The sequence below is a fragment of the Streptomyces montanus genome (assembly GCF_005786655.1).
GTDB lineage: Bacteria > Actinomycetota > Actinomycetes > Streptomycetales > Streptomycetaceae > Streptomyces > Streptomyces sporangiiformans.
In genome coordinates, this window is the sequence record NZ_VBZC01000012.1 from 179,046 (window position 1) to 194,376 (window position 15,331).

Annotated in this window: 21 protein-coding genes and 2 tRNA genes; all 23 read right to left on the minus strand. The window is 69.9% G+C overall.

The features are described from left to right. Positions 1-38: 38 nt before the first annotated feature. Positions 39-818, minus strand: a complete 780-nt coding sequence (locus FE633_RS13600) for a hypothetical protein (protein ID WP_138045379.1) — start codon at positions 816-818, stop codon at positions 39-41. A gap of 128 nt (positions 819-946) precedes the next feature. Next, positions 947-1,441, minus strand: coding sequence for a hypothetical protein (locus FE633_RS13605; RefSeq protein ID WP_138045380.1), 495 nt, complete (start codon positions 1,439-1,441; stop codon positions 947-949). A 53-nt stretch (positions 1,442-1,494) separates the two neighbouring features. After that, on the minus strand, positions 1,495-1,986 hold the full coding sequence (locus FE633_RS13610; RefSeq protein WP_138045381.1) for a hypothetical protein: 492 nt from the start codon (positions 1,984-1,986) through the stop codon (positions 1,495-1,497). A gap of 142 nt (positions 1,987-2,128) precedes the next feature. Further along, positions 2,129-2,827, minus strand: a complete 699-nt coding sequence (locus tag FE633_RS13615; protein ID WP_138045382.1) for a hypothetical protein — start codon at positions 2,825-2,827, stop codon at positions 2,129-2,131. A gap of 58 nt (positions 2,828-2,885) precedes the next feature. Continuing rightward, the gene (locus FE633_RS13620) at positions 2,886-3,125 is read right to left on the minus strand and encodes a hypothetical protein (protein WP_138045383.1); all 240 of its coding nucleotides are present in this window, start codon (positions 3,123-3,125) and stop codon (positions 2,886-2,888) included. A gap of 51 nt (positions 3,126-3,176) precedes the next feature. Continuing rightward, positions 3,177-3,521 carry a hypothetical protein gene (locus FE633_RS13625; RefSeq protein WP_138045384.1) on the minus strand — a complete coding sequence of 115 codons (345 nt, stop codon included), beginning with the start codon at positions 3,519-3,521 and terminating at the stop codon, positions 3,177-3,179. 167 nt (positions 3,522-3,688) lie between these two features. Beyond that, positions 3,689-4,384 (minus strand): hypothetical protein, encoded by a 696-nt coding sequence (locus FE633_RS13630; RefSeq protein WP_138045385.1) that lies wholly within the window; start codon positions 4,382-4,384, stop codon positions 3,689-3,691. A gap of 86 nt (positions 4,385-4,470) precedes the next feature. After that, positions 4,471-4,797 carry a hypothetical protein gene (locus tag FE633_RS13635; protein ID WP_138045386.1) on the minus strand — a complete coding sequence of 109 codons (327 nt, stop codon included), beginning with the start codon at positions 4,795-4,797 and terminating at the stop codon, positions 4,471-4,473. Positions 4,798-4,853: 56 nt separating this feature from the next. Further along, positions 4,854-5,153, minus strand: a complete 300-nt coding sequence (locus FE633_RS13640) for a hypothetical protein (RefSeq protein ID WP_138045387.1) — start codon at positions 5,151-5,153, stop codon at positions 4,854-4,856. A gap of 99 nt (positions 5,154-5,252) precedes the next feature. Beyond that, positions 5,253-5,321: transfer RNA gene (locus FE633_RS13645), tRNA-OTHER, on the minus strand. A 37-nt stretch (positions 5,322-5,358) separates the two neighbouring features. After that, a complete protein-coding gene (locus FE633_RS13650) occupies positions 5,359-5,790 on the minus strand; it encodes a hypothetical protein (RefSeq protein WP_138045388.1) in 432 nt (143 codons plus the stop codon). Between the two features lie 32 nt (positions 5,791-5,822). Further along, positions 5,823-5,896 (minus strand) — tRNA-Ile (locus FE633_RS13655). Between the two features lie 155 nt (positions 5,897-6,051). After that, complete coding sequence (locus FE633_RS13660) at positions 6,052-6,663, minus strand: hypothetical protein (protein WP_138045389.1); 612 nt, start codon at positions 6,661-6,663, stop codon at positions 6,052-6,054. 10 nt (positions 6,664-6,673) lie between these two features. After that, entirely contained in the window at positions 6,674-6,871 is a 198-nt protein-coding gene (locus FE633_RS13665; protein WP_138045390.1) for a hypothetical protein, read from the minus strand. Continuing rightward, entirely contained in the window at positions 6,868-7,161 is a 294-nt protein-coding gene (locus FE633_RS13670) for a hypothetical protein (RefSeq protein WP_138045391.1), read from the minus strand. Before FE633_RS13670 ends, FE633_RS13665 begins: the two co-directional genes overlap by 4 nt. A gap of 646 nt (positions 7,162-7,807) precedes the next feature. Then, positions 7,808-8,179: a hypothetical protein gene (locus FE633_RS13680; RefSeq protein WP_138045392.1), complete on the minus strand. Its 372-nt coding sequence runs from the start codon at positions 8,177-8,179 to the stop codon at positions 7,808-7,810. A 56-nt stretch (positions 8,180-8,235) separates the two neighbouring features. Continuing rightward, the gene (locus FE633_RS13685; RefSeq protein ID WP_138045393.1) at positions 8,236-8,478 is read right to left on the minus strand and encodes a hypothetical protein; all 243 of its coding nucleotides are present in this window, start codon (positions 8,476-8,478) and stop codon (positions 8,236-8,238) included. A gap of 130 nt (positions 8,479-8,608) precedes the next feature. Beyond that, the gene (locus FE633_RS13690; protein WP_138045394.1) at positions 8,609-9,439 is read right to left on the minus strand and encodes a hypothetical protein; all 831 of its coding nucleotides are present in this window, start codon (positions 9,437-9,439) and stop codon (positions 8,609-8,611) included. A 957-nt stretch (positions 9,440-10,396) separates the two neighbouring features. Then, positions 10,397-10,885, minus strand: coding sequence for a hypothetical protein (locus tag FE633_RS13695; protein ID WP_138045395.1), 489 nt, complete (start codon positions 10,883-10,885; stop codon positions 10,397-10,399). Between the two features lie 272 nt (positions 10,886-11,157). After that, on the minus strand, positions 11,158-12,363 hold the full coding sequence (locus tag FE633_RS13700; protein WP_138045396.1) for a DUF932 domain-containing protein: 1,206 nt from the start codon (positions 12,361-12,363) through the stop codon (positions 11,158-11,160). A gap of 496 nt (positions 12,364-12,859) precedes the next feature. Continuing rightward, positions 12,860-13,459 carry a hypothetical protein gene (locus FE633_RS13705; protein WP_138045397.1) on the minus strand — a complete coding sequence of 200 codons (600 nt, stop codon included), beginning with the start codon at positions 13,457-13,459 and terminating at the stop codon, positions 12,860-12,862. 117 nt (positions 13,460-13,576) lie between these two features. Next, entirely contained in the window at positions 13,577-14,140 is a 564-nt protein-coding gene (locus FE633_RS13710) for a hypothetical protein (protein ID WP_246113602.1), read from the minus strand. A gap of 62 nt (positions 14,141-14,202) precedes the next feature. Then, positions 14,203-14,574 carry a hypothetical protein gene (locus FE633_RS13715; protein ID WP_138045398.1) on the minus strand — a complete coding sequence of 124 codons (372 nt, stop codon included), beginning with the start codon at positions 14,572-14,574 and terminating at the stop codon, positions 14,203-14,205. Positions 14,575-15,331: the final 757 nt, after the last annotated feature.

The following is a 15,331-nucleotide window of genomic DNA, read 5'->3' on the forward strand; positions in this document are numbered from 1 at the left end:
CACACGGCGGCCGGGCAGAAAGCGGGCCCGCCCTCAGCTCAGGTCGTGTACGGAAGGCCAGCCGTGATGCGTTCTGCGATGGCGCGGGCACAGTGGGCGGAGTCCTCGGCGAGGGTCGAGCCGGGCGGGGAGGCGTCGAGTGTTTCGACGTGCTCGCCGTCGGCGTCGTAGAGGGAGGTGCCCCAGGCCTCGTCGTGGGCGGAAGCGACGCGGTCGGTGTGCTCTCCGCAGGAGATCCGGAAGTGCGGTCCCTTGTAGACGTCCCTCTCCGGCGTTGCCGGGTCCTGAGGTACTGCCAGCCAGGTAACGCCGCTTTCGCCGTCCTCGTATGCCGGGAGGCCGTAGACGTGGAGTGCGGCGCACAGGACGTCCCCCTCGGTGTGCGGGGGTTCGAGCCGGGTGGGGATCAGCTCGGTCTGTGCGCGCTGGGTCACGACGTACAGCCGGTCGTTCGGGTCGCGCAGGAGAAGCGCGTCCAGGAGGCCGACCGAGGTCTCGATCAGGCGGCGGGCGCGGGCCCGGCTGAGCGTGCGTGGCTCGCCGGTGAACCACGCGCCGTCGACGGTGGGCACGTTGGGGCGGGACCGCAGCACCTTGTACCCGGGGGCGCTCAGGAGCTGGTCAAGGTTCCGCAGGTCGCGGACGGGCTCGGCGCGTCCCTCGGCGCTCGCGGCGGTGGTGATTGGCAGTCCGCTGGACCAGGCCTGTTCCAACTGGGCGGAATTCTCGACGACTTGGGTGGCGGCGTCGAGTGCCTTGCGGTGCCGGGCTGCGGCGGCCCGGTCCTGTCCGGGGGTGCTCTGGTCGTGGTGAGCCACGTGTCCTCCTGGATTGCGGTCTTCTTCTTGGGGCGTGGAAGGGGGCCGCCGTCCTGCGGCGCCGGTTCGGCGTCTGGGTGGCGGCCGATGCGGACAGGGCCGGGGGCGGTGGCCCGGAGGCCGGCGCCTCAAGTGGCGCGCGGGTGCCGGCTCCGTGTGTGGGCGGCCCGGATCTCGGCGTCGAAGTCCGGGTGCCGCCGGGACGCTGAAGGCAGCAGCGCGTTCCGGACGTCCATGGCCCGGGTGAGGACCCCCAACTGTGCGGGAGACAGCACCCAGGGACCCCGCTCGTCGGCGTCCAGGGCGGCCAGCAGGCTCTCGGCGGTCTGGATGTCCTCGGTCTGCCGGAACACCGGGTGGGTCCGGTTGAGCCGCAGCGCGAGGGTCAGGCTGGCACCCAAGTGCGGGGCGTGGCAGCGCCGGTCGGGGGTGATCACCTGGTGGCCTTCCGGCACGGTGAGGATCTGGAGGACGCCCGCGTGCACGATGAGCCGTTCGTCGCTCTGTAAGCGGAACGTCGACTCCGTCGCCGGGCTGCCGCAGGAACCGCAGTGAAAGGACCCCGGACTCTCCGGCTGGTAGTGGCCACCGTGGCAGGCGCGGCAGGGGATCGGAACGGGCACGGGGCACCTCCGTGCGGGCGCCCCTCCGGCGGGGCGCCCGCAGGCTTGGGCGGTCAGGGCTTCACGCGGGTGACGCGGGAGGTCGGCAGATGGACGCGCAGGACATCCGCGTGCGCGGGCGGGTCGAGTGACGCGAGCCGCTGGAGCGCCTCGGTCAGCCTCGGGTCCGCGAAATCCTCCTCGGCCCTGGCCGCTTCGCCGACCGGCACCATGCGCGCCGTGCTCTCGGTGTGCCTGAGGTCCGGCATCTCCTCGGAGGGCGCCAGGGCCGCGATGAACGGGCTCCAGCCCACAGACATCCCGCTGCCCGTCCGCTGCTCCGTCGTCGTGAAGTACGCGGCCACGGCCTGCGATCCGTCGCCCGGCTGCTCGTCGGCGAAGGCCCGGACCCGGTCGACGATCACCTGTCGCCATCCCTGTTCTGCGGCCTGGTCGGCGACGGTGGCCAGCGTCTCCAGGGTCTTGGGCGGAAGCGTGCGCAGCGCGGCGCGCATCAGGGGAGTGGTCGGCTCGGCCAGCAGCGCGGCCAGTTCCTCGTGTTTCATCGCCGGTGTCCTTCCGTGGCGTGGCAGTGAGGGGGCCCGTACGGCGGGGCGGCGGCCCCGCCGTACGGGGTGTTCCGCAGGACCAACAACATCAATAATAGTGTCTTTTGAGGGAAGGTGAACCCACCCCTGACCTGCTGTTTTACGGCCAGTCGCGCTCTCGGCGGGGCGGCAGCGGGAACGTGCGCCCAGGGTCCATGCGCACGCAGCGCTCGCAGTAGGCCGTGACACGGTTGGCGGTGCAGTCGCCCCACTGGCACTCGAAGCGCTCGCGCGGCCCGCAGATCAGGCACCGCCAGAGCGTGATCCCGTGCAGCTCGCACGGCTCGTAGCGCCTGCGCGCGGGCAGCAACTCCAGGGCGGGGCGGGGGCGTTCGAGGCGGGCGACGTCGGCGGCCGGGAACGACTCGTCGCCGTCGCGTATCCAGCGAGGCGACAGCTGCGCGTACCGCTCGGGCGTGGTGTAGTACGGCAGACCGGCCGGGCTGAACACCATGGCCAGATGGCCGCCGGAGATCAGGGTCTCCAGTCGGTCATGGCTGAACTCCCCGCGCAGGGACAGTATTTCGTCCTGGCGCAGGCTCCAGGCGTACCCGTACCGGCGCAGGATCCGCCGCTCGCGGGCGGCCGGGCCCCTCTGGGCGGCGTCGAGCTCCTCGACGGCTTCGATCGCGGCCGTCGGGTTGGCGGTCAGCTCGCGTACCGCCTCCTCGGCGGCCGCACGGTTGGCGTGGCTGCTGAGCGCGTACCCGTGGAGCTGGTCCACGGCCTGGTGGTGTCCCTCATGCTCGGCGGCGGCGTACCGGACGGGCCGCTGCGGCTGAGTGCGGCGTCGGGGCATGGCGGAACTCCATCTGCGCAAGGGGGAGGACTGTGGGACGGGGCCGGCCGGGCGGCGGTCAGCTCCTGGGCAGCGGCTTGTGGGCGGAGAAGACGTAGTGGCCCAGCTCGCGCAGCATGTCGGCGGTGTTGTCCACGGCCGCGGGGACGTGGTCGGCCTGGCGGGTGTACGCCTCGATCTCGCTGTTCCAGGCGAACCCTTGGCTGGCAAGGGACTCTTCGGTGAGGAGCGTGAGGTCGTCGGAGGACTGCGGGGCGGCAACGAGTCCGTGAGCGGGGTCGGGTGCGACGAGGAACACCGGGCGCTGGCCGCCCTGGTCGGGCGGCCCACGGACAGGGCGGACGGGGGGTCAGCGGGTGACGGTGACGGTGTAGTCGGCTTCCATCACGGCGAGGGCGGCGCGGATGGACGCGCGGGTCTCCGCGCTCGGGACCGAGTAGGGGAAGTCCAGGGCGAGCACGGCGTCGTCCAGGTCGTCGTCGGACATCGGCAGCGTGTATCCGCTGCGGTAGAGGGCGACGGCGGTCGCGGTGGCGACACGGACGCGGTTGTAGGCGATGGCTTCCCCGGCCGTGACGTCGGTGCCGAGTGCTTCGCGTGCAGTGGGCGGCAGCGCTGTGATCCCGGCGGTGAACCGGCGGGCGGGGATGCGGATACGTGCCGGTCGCAGGGCGCGGCGCAGCGTTCGAAGCATGGCAACTCCGGGGGCTGGAGGGGGGAGGGAGGGGCCGTCACCTGGTGAATGGGGGGTGGGAGAGGCGGCGGCCCCGGTCATGAACTAATAATAGTGTTAGTCTCGGGTGTGTGAACCCACCCCTGACCTGCGCAAACGGGGAGCCGGGCGAGTCCGCGCCCGGCAGGTCACAGCTGGGGGGCGTGCGCGGCCAGGGACTTCGGTGCCGCGCTGGTGTAGATGCCTTCCAGGCCGGACGGGGCGATCAGGCTCCAGGTGAAGGAGGCGGTGTCGGCGTAGAACTGCCCGCGCCGGGGGTGCGGCGGCGCATAGGCGCGCAGAGTGCCGACGCCGTAGACCTCCAAGGTGCCGTCGAGGAACCCGTCCTGCTGCTCCCTGGTGGCGTCCGGTCCGTACTTGTAGAACTCCTCGTCCGCGACGACGGCGAGGACGGGGCTTAGGTCATCCTCGACGGAGCCGAACATACTGCGCCACCAGGCGAGTTCGGCCATAGCCTCGGCTCGGCTGGGGCGGGTGTCGCGGTAGCGCACACCGTCGCGGTGGTCGGGGAGCTCGTCCGTGTCGTACAGCCACGCCTCGAACCGGTGCTCCGCGTACGCGCCGACGCCCGAGTGGCGGCGGCGCAGGTACCCGAAGGGCTCGCCGTCGACGAGCACGGGATGCCGCTCCGTGCAGAACTCGCAGGTGACGCCGACGTGGCGCAGGAGGCGCTGCAGGCGGGGGAAGCGGGCGAAGCGGGTCGAGCAGTTGCAGCAGGTGTACACCTCCCACCTGGAGGGCTCGGCGAGCGTGTCGTGGCGGCACTGCGGGCACTGGTAGGCCTTGTTGCTGTACCAGTCGATGACCTGCGGGTTCGCTTGCACGGCAACTCCTGAGACGGGAATCGGGTGAAGGGGCGGATCGTCGCCCCGGCGGGCGGGATGCCGGCGTGGCGGTGGCCCCGGGCTCACTATCTATAATAGTGTAAGACTCTTCTGTGTGAACCCACCTCTGCCCCGCGGCTTCGCTGCGCTGCACCCCGGGCTGTGGAGTTCATCCCGCGGCCGATCCGTTTGGCCGTTTCGACCGCCTCGCGGCGCGCCGCAGCCTCGGCCTCCGCGGCGCTGACCGCGAAGACGACCTCTACGCTGCCGAACGCGTCCTCCGCATCCAGTGAGCATTCCTCCAGAGCGTCGGACCGCTCGGCGGCGTCGACTGGCGCCTCCAGTGCCGCCCAGACTTCAACGTCGGGGCCGGACCATTGCCCGATGACGAAGAACGGGCGCTCCTGGGGCATCGGGACTCCCTCGGGGACTGCGGCCGCTGGCCCGTCGGCGTAGTGATCGGGTCCGGTCATCCTTCGTCCTTAGTGTCGGCGGGGTCGGGGCTCCAGCGCATCGCGTCGGCGGTCAGGGAGACGTCCTCGGGCACGGTCCCCTGAAAGTGGCCGTCGCCCGGGTCATCGTCTTTGGCGTGGGCGTCGACCCATTCGTCGGCGGCCTGCTCAGCACCGAGGGCGCGGAGGAGGTCGGCGAGAGCGTCGACTTCGGTACAGCCGAGGCTGGCGGCGACGTCGGCCGTGATGGTGCTGTCACACCAGGCTTCGGCGAAGGCGTGGGCGACGTCGGCCGGGATGCTGACGGTGTCGGCCATCGAGGGCTCCTGTGGACGGTCGGGCCCGGCGGCGGGGAGCAAGCCGGTGCCCACTGGCGCGGGTCGCGTGTCCGGCGGCCGGGCGGGCAGGTAGGTGCGTGCCTGCGAGGGGATTTGAACCCCTGTCCACCCGCAAGTGGGGCCGCTCTACCGCTGAGCTACGCAGGCTTTGGGGCCGCCGGTGCGGCGGCCGGGTGATGGTGGGTCAGCGTCCGGCAATCTCGCGAAGCCGCTTCAAAGCGGTGGGCGCGTCGACGTACCAGAACGTCTCACTGGGCCTCAGCCCGAGGGCTTCGGAGGCAACGTCACAGATCAGACGGCGCTCGTTGCCTCGCTCCGCGTAGACGCTGACAAGCGTGTCGTACTCGTCGCCGTCGTCGTCCACGCCGGTGACCTCTGTCTGTTCGTCTTCAGGCAGGGACACGAGCGTCCAGCCGGTGAGGCGCGCCGTCCATCCGGCTGCGCACAGCATGGAGCCGCACGCCGGGCTCTCCTCGGGTGCCAGGCTGTTGATGTCGGGCAGCCATGCCCAGTGCTCCATGTTGAAGACGTCAGGCTGCGCCTCGATGGCGTCCAGGACGGCAGACGCCACGTCGGCGGGGGTCTCGGGGTGCGGGGTGACCTCGCTGTCAGTCATCTCAACTCCAGTCGTGGGGAACAGTGTTGGGGTAGTGCTGGTGGGACTCGAACCCACGGCCTCAGGACTTATAAGATCCGCGCTCTGCCAGCTGAGCTACAGCACCTCGGTGTTCGGTTGTGCGGGCCGCGCCCCGTCGGTCCGAGCGGGGCGCGATCCTGGTTGGCGGCCGGGCCCGAGGAGTTGACCCGACCGCCGTTCTCGCAATATCAATATTAGTGTCTTTCGGGAGGGTGGGAACCCGCCCCTGACCTGCTCTTCTCATTCCCGTGGCGTTTGGGCGAACGCCGCCAGCATGGGGATCACGGTGCCGGGGCGGCCGGATGCTTCGACCTGGACAGAGTTCCCGGAAGTTCCGACGACTGCGCACACACTGTCGACCTGGACGGGGCCGTGCTCCCCGGGCGGCCGGGTGTCGTGCTGCCAGACGATCCGGGTGCGCCGGTGCTGCTCCTCGATCCGGGCTCCGGGGAGTGCGCCGGCCACGGCCTCGGCGACGGCGCGGCGTTCGCTTGCCTCCGCCTGCTGCTGGGCGGCGAGTTCGGCGGCCTGCTGTGCGGCCTCGGCGTGCAGCGGGTACAGCCGCCTGCTGATCTCGCGTGCCACGTGGCGGGCGCTGCTGGCCGTGACCCCGATCGACGGCGCGGTCATCTGGGTCTCGTCCGGCAGCGCGGCGTAGATCTTCAGCCGGTCGGGGCGCCGGTCGTCGGGCTGGTACAGGCGCAGGGCGCGGCCGTCGCCGTCGATGATGAGCCGCCCGATGCCGCGCACGTAGCCGGTGAGCTGGTCCGTCCGGCAGTGTGTGCCCAACTCCTGCGCCACCTCGTCGGCGAACGCGTCCAACTGCTCTTGGGTGGTCAACTCCTGTGGCATGGCGGCGTCTTCACTCCTTTGAGCGGCTGGTAGGGGTGGCGGGCGGTGTGGCCGCGGCCTGGTCGCGGCGCTCGGCGTCGGCGCGGGCGTCGGCGGCGGTGTATCCGGTGTCGCACCATCCGTGGCAGAGCTGGCCGGGCGGCGCGCCGCAGGTCTCGCACCGTTCGTCGAAGTCCTCGGGGCGCCATGGCGGCGGTGGGCTGCTCACGGGGAGCAGCCCCTGATGCGCTCCGCCAGCATGCGGGCGGACAGTACCGGGGTGGTCGTTGTCAGTTCGCTGCAACTGGCCTGCCAGATCTGCGCCGGGGCTGACGGCGAGATCTGGAAGTTGGTGGCCGGGCTGAGCTGCCACGTGCGGCCGTGCGGGTCGGTCACGGTGTAGGTGAGGAACTGCGGTTCGTCCTGGCGGTGGTTGTCCCGCCAGTCAAGGCCGGCGGCTGCGAGGGCGCGGCCGAGCTGGGCGCAGCGTTCCGGAGTGACGTGGGTGAACGATGCCATGGGGCCTCTCTCCTTGTTGCCGAAATCAGGACAAGAACGCAACCGGTCCCGGGGCAGCGCGGCCATAGGCCACCCCGGGACTGCGGCACGGCGGTGAACCACCGGTTCATTGCGCACAGGGCCGCGGAGAGAGGCGGTCAGTACAGGTCGCCGACGGTGTCGGCGATGGCCTGAGCGATCGCGGTGAGGTCGGCGGTGGAAGTGAAGGGCAGGTGGACGCTGTCGCCCTGGGCGTCGTTGCGGAGGTAGAGGTGTCCGGCCTCGCAGATACCGACCGTGAACGGGATGTGGTCTGCGTTGCGCAGGTGACCGGTCCTCCCCCAGGGTCCGGGCAGGGCACCCCACTGGTCCCCGAGGAACTCAAGGGCCGCTTGCGCGACCTCTTAGGGGGTGTGGGGGACCTGCTCGGGCTGCTGGAAAAAGCTTCTGGCCATGGCGGTGGTCCTCTCTGAGTGCAGCGGGGGGCTTCGCTGGGCCCTGCGCTCGTGGGTGCTGTGGCCGAACGTGGCCGGTGCGCTGTCTCTTCGGCGGTGGGGCGGTGCTGCTGAGGCGGGTTGGCGGCCGGTCAGGGGCGGCCGGAGGGCTGGGGCTTGCGGTAGCGGTGTCGGAATGTGCGACTGCGCGCGGTCACGGACTGCCGGGCTGGTCAGGACGTGGTGGTCCACAGCGGGACGCCGGTGCTGGAGCGGGTGGTGATGCCCGCGCGCACCGGAACGTCGCGATAGTCGGACACCCGCACATAGCCGCCGCGCTCCGTGTCGATGCGGACGGGGTCGCCCTCCCACTCCCACCTGTCGATCAGTTCTGCGGGGAGGTTCTCGATGTCGTCTGCCTCAACCTGTATGGCCCAGGCGGTCAGTTCCTCGCCGTACGCCTGCCGCCACTCGCGCAGGACGGTGAAGAGGTGGCCGAAGTCGTCGACCAGGGCCAGGGCGCGTGCCTTGTCGGGGGCGGGGCACTCGGCGTAGCGGGGCACGTCTGGGCGGGTGCGCTCACCAAGGCTCATCAGCCAACGCATGATCAGATCGTCTCCACGGTCGGGCGGGCGGTGGGTGTGTGGGGAGGGGCGGTGCGTCAGGGGCGCCCGGACGTCTGGGGCTTGCGGTAGCGGTACAGGAAGCGCGCGGCCCATTCGCGGCTGGCGAAGCCGGGGATGCCGCCGCCGCTGCCCGGGTGGTTGCCGGGATACTCGGCAACCCACTTGCAGCACTCCGCCTGGTACCAGGCGACGCCGTAACAGGTGGCGCGCTCCCGTCGGTCAAGGACGCGGTAGCCGATCGATCCGGTGTTGACGGTGAACGTGAACTCCTCCGGCACGGTGTCTCCTTTGATCGACCCAGGGTGCGAGAGGGGGCAGGGTGGGGGAGGGACGCCCCCTCTCGCATCACTAATAATAGTGTCTCCTGATGAGGTGTGAACCCGCCCCCGACCTGCACCTTTCCCTGTGTCAGTGGGCGGTGACCAGGGCCCGGCGGCGGCCGCGTGGGCGCGCGTGCTGCTGAGCGCGCAGGGAGGCGGCCTCGGCCTGGGCGCGGCGGGCGTGTTCGTGCTCTCGGGCAGCCTCGGTGAGGCAGTAGGGGCCCCACCACTGCTTGACGTCGACGGTGCGGGCCAGCGAGTCGGGGAACTGCGAGTACGGGAGATCGGCCAGCATCAGCAGCAGGACCGGATGCGGGGAAGCGAGGAACCACCGTGCGACCGTCCACCAGGCCGCCACGGCGGCACGCCGCGCGGGGCGGGCGGCACGGGCTTCCCGCTCGTAGCGGGCGGCTTCGGCCTGGGCGTGCGCGGTTGACCAGGTGAGGAAACGCAGCAGGGCGGGGGTGTCGCGCTGTCGGGAGGCGTTGAGGATCTCGGGCAGATCATCGCGGTGCGCGACATGGTCGGCGCAGGCTCGCATGACGGCGGTGAGCGTCGCTGCCGTCTTCTCCGACGGCTCGTGTCCGGCCGCGGACTCCATCGGGTACACCGTCACCTGGGGGCGGTCGGTGTAGTCGTCGCGGTAGAGGGTCAGGCTGCCTCGGTAGCCGGTGCGGCTGCGGGCGAGCCGCGGCAGGGCGTCGGCGGGGGCGGTGGCCTGGAAGGCGTTCACGGGGCCAAGACAGGCGCGTACAGCGGTGAACTGGTCCCAGTAGTGGGGGTGGTGGGTGCCGGTGACGTGCACACTGCCGCGCATCGCCCCGCCCAGCTCGAATACGACGACGTCGTCCGTGCGGGGGCCGGCGGTGGCGCGCACGGGGCCGGCGGGCGTGTCGATGGTCAGGCTCGGGCTGGTCATGGGCTGCGACTCCTCGGTGCTCGACTGGGTGGGCTGTGGGGCCTGCCGCCCCGCGCTCGCCGAAGGGGAGGGTGCGGGCGTCGGGGCGGCAGTCGGCCAGTGGCGCGCTGGCCGGGGCGGCCGTCCACGCCCCCGTACCGGGGAGGGGCGTGGACGGCGTCCGTTGGATTCCTTGCGGCGTCGGCTGGGTCGTGCTGGCGGGCGGAGCGGTGCTGAGGCGGGCCCTACGGCTCCCGTGCGGGGTAGGACCAACAACCCGTTCCGTCGGTAGCACGACCGCCCCATAGGCCGTGTTCGGATTCCAGGCGGCTGCACCTGGGGCACGGGGGGCCCCACGATGCGGGCTCTTCGGTCGGCTCGGCGGTGTAGATGGCTTCCCGGCTCCAGGGGGCGCCTCCGCGCTCGAACCTGACGGACGTGTCAGTCATGAGGTGGGCCCACCCTGCGGACCAACCGACGGGGGGCTCAATGCGGCACGTCGTGATGGCAGCGCGGACGGTCTGACCTCGCCACAGTTGCGTGACCCCGGTCGGGCCGGTCACGCGGTAGGCGGCGGCTGTCACTTGCTCGTCCGGCCGGTTGATCAGCACTCCGGAGGTCTTGTCGGGTACGAAGGTGACTACGGAGTGATTGCGCCCCCGGCGGTACCGGATCACTCCGTCGTCTGCCATGCGCGCATCGCTGGACAACCAGAAGTTCAGGTTGTTCCGCAGGAAGCTGTCGACGCTGCGGCCCTGGACAGTGCGGCCGTAGCCTGCCGTTTCGGCTGGAAACTCGCCAGCGCGGCCGACAACTTGGGCGTACGTCACATGGATGTCAGCGCGGTCCATGTGGATGTACGAACCTGCGATCCCCCAATGGGGTACGCGGTGCGCGATGAGGCGTGTGCCGGGGAGGGGCTGACCGGCGGGGATGTCCTCGGGGTCGGTGCAGGTGCCGTTCGAGGTGCCGGGAGTGTCAGACATGCGGGTCCTCCTCGTCGGGGTTGGGGAACTGGAGGAGAACGGGGGCGGGGTAGACCTCTCGCGTGACGGCGGAGACGTCGGGGCACGGAATGACGGCGGCCTGGAGCTCGGCCGTGTTCATGGAGTGCAGCCACCCGTCGTGTACGGTCCAGCCGCACGCACGGGGGTTGGGCTCGGCGGCCGTCGTGGCGACCAAGACGGCGCTCCGCACGGTGCTGCCCTCCAGCGCGAACACCAGCAGTGCGCGCAGGGCGCAGAACTCGTCTTCGTCCAGCACGGCCAGGCGGAGCGGTCCGGTGCCGATGGAGAGATCGGCACGTCCCGTGACGAACGCGTCGTCGGTCCGCTCGGCCACGAGGTTGATCGTGTGTTCGCCGTCTCCGAGTGCCTGGAACACGGCGGCAAGGGCGGTCAGAGTGCGGCTCATGGCGGCCGCGATGGCGGCGTCGCCGGGGTGGGTGAGCTCCGGGCGTGAAGACATGAGGGCTCCTCGCGGGACGGGGCGGTGAGCGCCGGAGGCCGGGCCGCACTGCGCCCGAGGGACAGCAGGCGCCTTCTGGGCGCGCGGTCTGCTCCGAAGACGCGTCGCGCTGCCGCTACGCGGCAGGGGGACGGGGCGGGCGCGCTCCGCGCTCCCTGAGCGGGTGAGAACGCGCGCTCCGCGCTCTGGGGGAGGTTGGCCCGTGCGGGCCGGGCTCGGGGAAGTTCCCGGCCCGCACGGGGGTCTGTCAGCTGAGCTGCCGGGTTCGGGGCTCAGCGTGTGCGGAGCTGGAGCAGGCGCCGGTGTGCCTTGGTCTTGATCTCGTCGTCGGCGCCTTCGAGTACGGCCGTGGCGCGTGCGATTTCCTCGGTCATGGACTGGGGCGGGCGCCTGGGGGTGACGTGGTCGAGGTAGCCGGTGATGGCGCGCTCGGCCGCGTAGGCGGTCCGTCCGACGCGTTCGCTCTCGGTGCGGAAGATGTCGTCGAGGGCGTCCAACCGGGTGGCGTGGTTGGTCCGCTTCCGGTTGGAAGCGTCCTCGTCGAGGGGCCACAGGTCGGCGATCACCTGGTGGAAGTCGGCGATAGCGATGTCCGTGCGGGCGAGCGCGGTCTCTTCGTCGGCGAACCGCTCGAAGTACTGGGAGGAGAGCCCCAGGGTGCGGCGGGCTTCCTTGATCTGGCTGGTGGCTCCTGCGGTGTGCCGGACGGCCCAGCGGGTGACTGCGTCCCGGACGGCGAACCGCTCGGTGTTGGCGCAGACAGGGCGCCACGGGGTGACGACGCACTGGAACTGGCCGTTGCCGGAGTGGTCGTTCATGACGGCGATGTACGGGACCACGATGTCGTTGATGCCGTCGGCGTCCACGGTGACCGCCTCCGGGAGACGGATGGAGATGAACACGCGCTTACCGCCGCGCAGGAGTCCGGCGGACTCCCACACCACGTCATAGCGGCTCACCAGTTCCTGAAGGAACACGAACCCAGCCCGGTTCTGAATCGGCGTGTACCGGGAGCCGACTGCGCCGAGGGCTGCGCCGGTGTCGGAGCGGACGGTGTGCTGTTGGTCGGCGTGCTCGCGCGTCTCGCCCTGCCACTCGTACAGGGCGGGCACCGTGGTGACCTCGAAGTCGAGCCCGGACAGACGCAATACCTCGTCGATGTCCGTGGTGCCCCCGGGGATGATCTGGCCGAGGCCGTGCCAGGCGGGGGACGACGCGTACAGGGAGATGGTGCCGTCCGCCTGCTCGTCGAGCCCGTGATTGGCGATGATCTGCTCGATCTGCCCCTCGGTGTTGCGGGAGACGGTGAACGTCTCGCCCCGGTCCCAGCCGGTAAGGACCTCGTACCTGTCGGCACCGATCATGCGGACCTCGCCCCGGTTCACACGGGCCTGCAAGGCGCGCTCCTGTTCGCGGACGGCTTCGACCTGTGCGGTCTTCTCGGCAGCGAACGCGGTGTTTACGTCGGTGATACTCACGATTCCCCTTCGACGTTGGATTCTGCGGGTTCGGGGGGCGGGGCCACCACCCCCCGAACAACTTCAATATTAGTGTCTTTCAGGGGTGAGTGAACCCACCCCTGAACTGGCGGTTTTGTGCTCAGCGGGCGCTGGCCAGGGCAGGGCGGGCGTGCTCGTGTTCGTGGGTGGCCCCGGTGCACTCGTACGCCGGCACCGCTGCCCTCCGGGGCGGTGGGCTTGTCCGCCGGCTCGGGCTGGACGGGCGGTGAGCGTCGGCTCCTCCGCTGCTGCCCTCTCGGTCGGGGGCACCGCGGTGGCTATGGCCCGTGGCCCGGCTGTTTGACGTGCGTCTCGCCGCCCTGCACCTGCCCACCGGGAGTGCGGATGCCGGGGCGGCGGGCCTTCGGCCGGTGAGTCTGGCCGGGGTGGCCGCGCCCTGCCGAGGAGAGGAAGCAGGGCGCGGCGGCTCGGCGCTGCCGCTACTCGGGCCTTGGCGGCTTGTGGCCCGTCTCGGTCATGCCGTGACTTCCACGGCCTTCGCCTCCGTGGCGCTGGCAGCTGTCAGGGCTTCCTGGATGAGGGCGTCCAGGGCTTTGCCGATACGCCGCCTGGCTCCCGGATCCATGGGGCAGCAGCCTTCCCGGTCGATCCGCTCGAAGACTGCCTTCATGGCGGGGCTCGGGGGCTTGATGCCGGGCATGACTCCGGCATTAATCGCCTGGCGCCTGAACTCGTCCCAGACGCTGCACCAGTCGTTCTTGTCCGCCAGATCATCAAGTTCATCGACCGTGGCAGGAAGGGCGGCTAGGACACTCTGAGCCTGTTCGCGATATTCAGTGCAGTTCTCGGCAATCCACTTGACCAGGGGATCGCTGGAGACCTTGAGGGCGCCCCAGGCGGCCGCCTGGACGCCTGAGCACTTGGCGTAGGCCTTGTTGATCTCCTCGCTGTAGGCGTTGTACTCGCGCCGACCAACTTCGCCGCAGCTGTGCCGCTCCGGGTACTTCTGCTCTGCCGCTTCCACGGTTGCGACGCGAGCCGCAATGGCCGCTTCAACGCTCTCGACGAACTTTTGTACCTCCGGCAGCATCTGCCGTGCTCCCTGCTCTGCCATTTGTCTTCCCCTTCGACGTTGGCTTCTGCGGGTTCGGGGGGCGGGGCCACCGCCCCCCGAACAACTTCAATATTAGTGTGTTTCAGGGGTGAGTGAACCCACCCCTGACCTGCACACTTAGAACCTGCGGTGCGCGGGTAGCGGCGTCAGGTTGGCCCGTCGCACCCCCGTGACCATCGGCACCGGGGTGACTCCGCGCATCTCGCACAGGTCGTAGCGCAGCGTGGGGGCTTCGCCGAACGGGTCGGCGTGTGCGTGGATGGCGCTTACCCAGTAGGTACCGTGACGCTGCGTCACACTGCCGTGATACTCGACCTTCTGCCACAGCACCGGTCCAGCGTGCTGGGGGTCCAGACTCCGCGCGACCGACAACACAAGGGCATCTGCCACCCGCTCGGACATCAGCAGGACAAAAGCGCGCGCGACCGTGCTGCGGTCCACCGGCACATCAGCCATGGCCGGGCCGGTGTGACCGGTGCGCACACCCATCGCCCAACCCAACTCGAAGAAAGGCTGTACCAACTCCAACTGCGCCTGCGACACCCGCAGAGCATCCGGGGCGCTCTCGCTGCGCGCCAACTCCCGTAGCGCGTAACCGGCCTGCTCCTGCTCTGCTGCCGTGAGCGGTGCTCCGGTTTCCTCGACCTGCTCTGCAATCCGCGTGTTCTCCATGGTTTCCATTCCCCTCTCAGTGATGCCGGGTGGAAGGGGGGCACTCCGTCCGGAGTGCCCCCCGGGGCGGATTACTTCAGGAAGCCGCGCGACCGAAGGAACTCGGCCGTGATGTGCGCGACTCCAGCGGGCTTGTAGATCTGCGGGAATCGTCGCATCTCAACTTCGCTGCGCCCTTTCTCGTCCGGCTCGATCAATTCGTGTACGAGCCGGTAAGAACCATCACCCGTCGGAATTTCGAGAACCACCGGACCTACCTTGGTCTCAAAGCGAATGCCGGTGTAATTCGCGTCGGAGTTGTGCACGATCTTTGCACCCGCGCGCTGGCATAGCAGGGGCAGGAAGTTCGCGACCGTACGGGCCTGAATTGAAAGGCCGTTCATGGGCGCGTCCTTACCGCCGTGCACCCGCCGGACAATTCCGTCAGAGATCTGGATCTCCACGTCTTCCCCTTCGTTGGTCCCTTGCGGTTCCCGGGGGTCGCCTCCCCCAGGACTTCAAATAATAGTGTCTCACCCGGGTCGAAGGGAACCCCTGTTGCGCTGCGAGTTGCGCTAGATGTTGCGCCATGGCGTTGCGGTGGAGGTTGCGCTAGGTGTTGCGCGGCCCGGTGCCGGGCCTCCACGCTGCCCCAGGTCACCCGCACAATCAGGCCTGGTACGCCTGCTGACATCCCCTCTGCTGCCGCTCTCCCTGCCCGAATGAGAGAAAAAGGGTGGTGGGCTGGGCTGGGTGGCGCGGCGGCGTCGGGGATCGGGGCGGAGGTTGTGGGTTGCGCGTCGGCCGGGCCTCCGCGCGAGCTGCTGACACGGCCTGTCGACCTGGTGCCCCGTCGTTGGTGCCCGGAGGGCAGCTGCCTGCCCCTCTCATCCCTTCTCACACCCGTACAAGGCTTCCTGACCTTCCCTCACACTCCAGGGCACCCGGGAGGGTTGGGCCCGGAGGGCCTAACCCTCCCCGGTATTCCGTGGTTTACTGTTCCCCACGGAATACCATTTCAACTCCCCACCCTTTCCAGGGAATCGGAGATTCCCAGGAAACCCCTCAAGGGCATGGAATGCCCGTCAATTCCCCCACCCACCAAAACCCCTGACATTCCCTCAATCTATAACCCTCCCCCGCAATCCCAACACCCCAAAACCAAACCCGCTTTTCGTGCCGGAGGCACGCCGTTTATGAATTAGGCCGGAGGCCTAATTC